This is a genomic window from Streptomyces sp. NPDC057543 (genome assembly GCF_042801895.1).
Taxonomy (GTDB): Bacteria; Actinomycetota; Actinomycetes; order Streptomycetales; family Streptomycetaceae; genus Streptomyces.
Genome location: NZ_JBHVFF010000473.1, coordinates 1 through 3,928, shown reverse-complemented (window position 1 = coordinate 3,928; position 3,928 = coordinate 1). Strand labels below are relative to the sequence as shown.

Annotated in this window: 4 protein-coding genes; all 4 read left to right on the top strand. The window is 69.0% G+C overall.

Features of this window, described 5'->3' with window-relative positions:
• Window positions 1–63: 63 nt before the first annotated feature.
• Window positions 64–2,064 (top strand): squalene--hopene cyclase, encoded by a 2,001-nt coding sequence (shc, locus tag ACFU8Q_RS39980; protein ID WP_384464685.1) that lies wholly within the window; start codon window positions 64–66, stop codon window positions 2,062–2,064.
• Window positions 2,064–2,723, top strand: coding sequence for a 1-hydroxy-2-methyl-2-butenyl 4-diphosphate reductase (locus ACFU8Q_RS39975; RefSeq protein ID WP_384464682.1), 660 nt, complete (start codon window positions 2,064–2,066; stop codon window positions 2,721–2,723). The genes shc and ACFU8Q_RS39975 overlap by 1 nt, the downstream gene beginning before the upstream one ends.
• Before the next feature lie 5 nt (window positions 2,724–2,728).
• The gene (gene hpnH / locus ACFU8Q_RS39970) at window positions 2,729–3,748 is read left to right on the top strand and encodes an adenosyl-hopene transferase HpnH (RefSeq protein ID WP_384464680.1); all 1,020 of its coding nucleotides are present in this window, start codon (window positions 2,729–2,731) and stop codon (window positions 3,746–3,748) included.
• A gap of 4 nt (window positions 3,749–3,752) precedes the next feature.
• The coding region (locus ACFU8Q_RS39965; protein WP_384464688.1) for a flavodoxin-dependent (E)-4-hydroxy-3-methylbut-2-enyl-diphosphate synthase at window positions 3,753–3,928 on the top strand (176 nt) is incomplete at its 3' end.

The following is a 3,928-nucleotide window of genomic DNA, read 5'->3' as shown; positions in this document are numbered from 1 at the left end:
TCCGGGCGCCGGCCGACGGAGACCCCAGCACAGCAGAGGACCAAACTGCACGAAGGGGAAGCCATGACAGCGACGACCGACGGAAGCACCGGGGCTGTGAACCCCCGCGCAGCCTCGGCCAGCAATCCGACCGATACGACCATCGCCGCGGACGACGTACAGGCCGCCGCGCGGCGGGCCGCGGAACGCTCGGTGGAGCATCTCCTCGGCAGGCAGGACGAGCAGGGTTGGTGGAAGGGCGACCTCGCCACCAACGTCACCATGGACGCCGAAGACCTGATGCTCCGTCAATTCCTGGGCATGCAGGACGAGGCCGTCGTCCAGGCGGCGGGACGCTTCATCCGCGGCGAACAGCTCGGCGACGGCACCTGGGCCACCTTCCATGGTGGCCCGGGTGAGCTCTCCACCACCATCGAGGCGTACGTGGCGCTGCGGCTGGCCGGAGACCGGCCGGACGAACCGCACATGGCTCGGGCCTCGGGATGGATCAGGGAACAGGGCGGAGTCGCGGCGAGCCGCGTCTTCACGCGGATCTGGCTCGCCCTCTTCGGCTGGTGGAAGTGGGACGACCTGCCTCAGATGCCGCCCGAGCTGATGTTCTTTCCCAAATGGGCTCCCCTCAACATCTATGACTTCGGCTGCTGGGCCCGCCAGACCATCGTGCCGCTCACCATCGTCTCGGCGAAGCGGCCGGTGCGCCCGGCCCCCTTCGCACTCGACGAGCTGCACACCGATCCACATCATCCGAACCCGCCCGGACGCACCGCTCCGGCGGTGAGCTGGGACGGTGTCTTCCAGCGCCTTGACAAGGCGCTGCACCTCTACCACCGGATCGCACCCCGCAAGCTGCGCAGGTCCGCCATGAACGCCGCGGCCCGTTGGATCATCGAGCGCCAGGAGAACGACGGCTGCTGGGGCGGCATTCAACCGCCCGCCGTGTACTCCGTCATCGCGCTGCACCTGCTCGGCTACGACCTGGACCACCCGGTGATGCGGGCCGGACTCGAATCGCTCGACCGGTTCGCCGTCTGGCGCGAGGACGGCGCCCGGATGATCGAGGCCTGCCAGTCCCCGGTCTGGGACACCTGCCTCGCGACCATCGCCCTCGCCGACGCAGGGGTCCGCCCCGACCACCCGGCGCTGGTGAAGGCCGCGGACTGGATGCTCGGCGAGGAGATCGTCCGGCCCGGCGACTGGTCCGTACGCCGCCCCCGACTCGCCCCGGGTGGCTGGGCGTTCGAGTTCCACAACGACAACTACCCCGACATCGACGACACCGCGGAAGTGGTCCTCGCGCTGCGCCGGGTCCACCACCCCGACATGGCACGGGTCGAAGCCGCCATCAAGCGCGGAGTGCGCTGGAACCTCGGCATGCAGTCCCGCAACGGGGCCTGGGGCGCCTTCGACGCGGACAACACCAGTCCGTTCCCCAACCGGCTGCCCTTCTCCGACTTCGGTGAGGTCATCGACCCGCCGTCCGCGGACGTCACCGGGCACGTGGTGGAGATGCTCGCCGTCGAGGGACGGTCCGCGCACCCCGCAACCCGACGCGGCATCGAGTGGCTGCTGGCCGAACAGGACCCGAACGGCGGCTGGTTCGGCCGTTGGGGCGTCAACTACGTATACGGGACCGGGTCGGTGGTGCCCGCACTGGTGGCCGCCGGGCTGCCCGGCACGCATCCGGCGATCCTCCGGGCGGTCGGCTGGCTGGAGTCCGTACAGAACGACGACGGCGGCTGGGGCGAGGACCTTCGCTCGTACCACGAGGACAAGTGGATCGGGCACGGCGCCTCGACCGCCTCCCAGACCGCGTGGGCACTGCTCGCGCTGCTCGCCGCGGGGCGGCGGGACAGCGTGGCCGTGCAACGGGGAGTGCGCTGGCTCACCGAGACCCAGCAGGCCGACGGCTCCTGGGACGAGCCGTACTTCACCGGCACCGGCTTCCCCTGGGACTTCTCCATCAACTACCACCTCTACCGGCAGGTCTTCCCGCTCACCGCACTCGGGCGGTACGTGCACGGCGAACCCTTCGCCGACCGCACGGCCACCCGTAAGGGGGCCTGATGGGCGATGGTCCGGGGCCGGCCGGCCCCGCAGCGCCGCTGCTGATCGCCTGTGCGCTCGGCATCGAGCAATTCGCCCTGCGCAGCGGCAAAGGCGCGGCCGGCGCGGCTCCGGGCCCGGTGACCGTACTGCGTACGGGCATGGGCCCCAAGGCCGCCGAGGCGGCCGTATCGCAGGCGCTCGGTCAGGACCGGGCACCCGGCACGGCCGTCCTCGCCTCGGGTTTCTGCGCCGGGCTGTCACCCGGTATGCACCCCGGGGACCTGGTGGTCGCCGACGAGACCCGGGGAGCCGGGGACCCGACGACCTGTACCGGCACGGACCTGCTCGCCGAGGCCCTTGCCCGGACGGTGCCCGGCCGAACCGTCCACACCGGTCCGCTGACCGGCTCCGCCCATGTCGTACGCGGACATGAGCGGGCCGAGCTGCGGGCCACCGGAGCGATCGCGGTGGACATGGAGTCCGCCGCCACCCTTCGCGCCGCCCTGCGGTCCGGGCCGCGCCCGGTTGCGGCCGTACGGGTGGTCGTGGACGCTCCGGAGCACGAGCTCGTCCGCATCGGGACGATACGCGGTGGAATATCAGCTTTCCGTGTTCTCCGTGCCGTCCTTCCGGCTTTCTATGAATGGCACCGATCTCTGCTGCTCCCCAGGAGGTGAGCTAGATGGCCATGCCGCTCCGTCAGACCATCAAGATTGCGACGTATCTCATTGAACAGAAGCTCCGCAAGCGGGACAAGTTTCCGCTCATTGTCGAGCTGGAGCCTTTGTTCGCCTGCAATCTGGCGTGTGAGGGCTGCGGGAAGATTCAGCATCCGGCCGGGGTTCTGAAGCAGCGCATGCCGGTTGCCCAGGCTGTCGGCGCGGTACTGGAATCGGGCGCCCCGATGGTATCCATCGCGGGCGGCGAACCCCTGATGCACCCGCAGATCGACGAAATCGTGCGGCAGTTGGTGGCGAAGAAGAAGTACGTATTCCTCTGCACCAACGCGATGCTGCTGCGGAAGAAGATCGAGAAATTCACGCCCTCGCCGTACTTCGCCTTCGCCGTGCACATCGACGGGCTGCGGGAGCGGCACGACGAATCCGTTGCCAAGGAGGGCGTGTTCGACGAGGCGGTGGCGGCGATCAAGGAGGCCAAGCGACGCGGCTTCCGGGTCACCACGAACTCCACCTTCTTCAACACCGATACTCCGCAGACCGTCATCGAGGTCCTCAACTATCTCAACGACGACCTGAAGGTCGACGAGATGATGATCTCGCCCGCCTACGCGTACGAGAAGGCGCCCGATCAGGAGCATTTCCTCGGTGTCGAGCAAACCCGGGAACTCTTCAAGAAGTCGTTCGCGGGCGGCAACCGGTCCCGCTGGCGGCTGAACCACTCGCCGCTCTTCCTGGACTTCCTGGAGGGCAAGGCGGACTTCCCCTGCACCGCGTGGGCGATCCCGAACTACTCGCTCTTCGGCTGGCAGCGGCCCTGCTACCTGATGAGCGACGGGTACGTCCCCACGTACCGGGAACTCATCGAGGAGACCGACTGGGACAAATACGGCCGCGGCAAGGACCCACGCTGCGCCAACTGCATGGCGCACTGCGGCTACGAGCCCACCGCCGTCCTCGCCACCATGGGATCGCTGAAGGAATCCCTGCGCGCCGCGCGCGAGACCGTCTCCGGGACCCGGTGACGTCATGACCGCTGGAGAGCCGGTCGAACTGGGTCTCCCCGAGCTGCCGGCCCGGCCGCTCGCGATGCGCCGCCACTCGCGGCGCATCCAGGTCGGGTCGGTTGCGGTGGGCGGGGATGCGCCGGTGTCGGTGCAGTCGATGACGACGACGCGTACGTCGGACATCGGTGCGACGTTGCA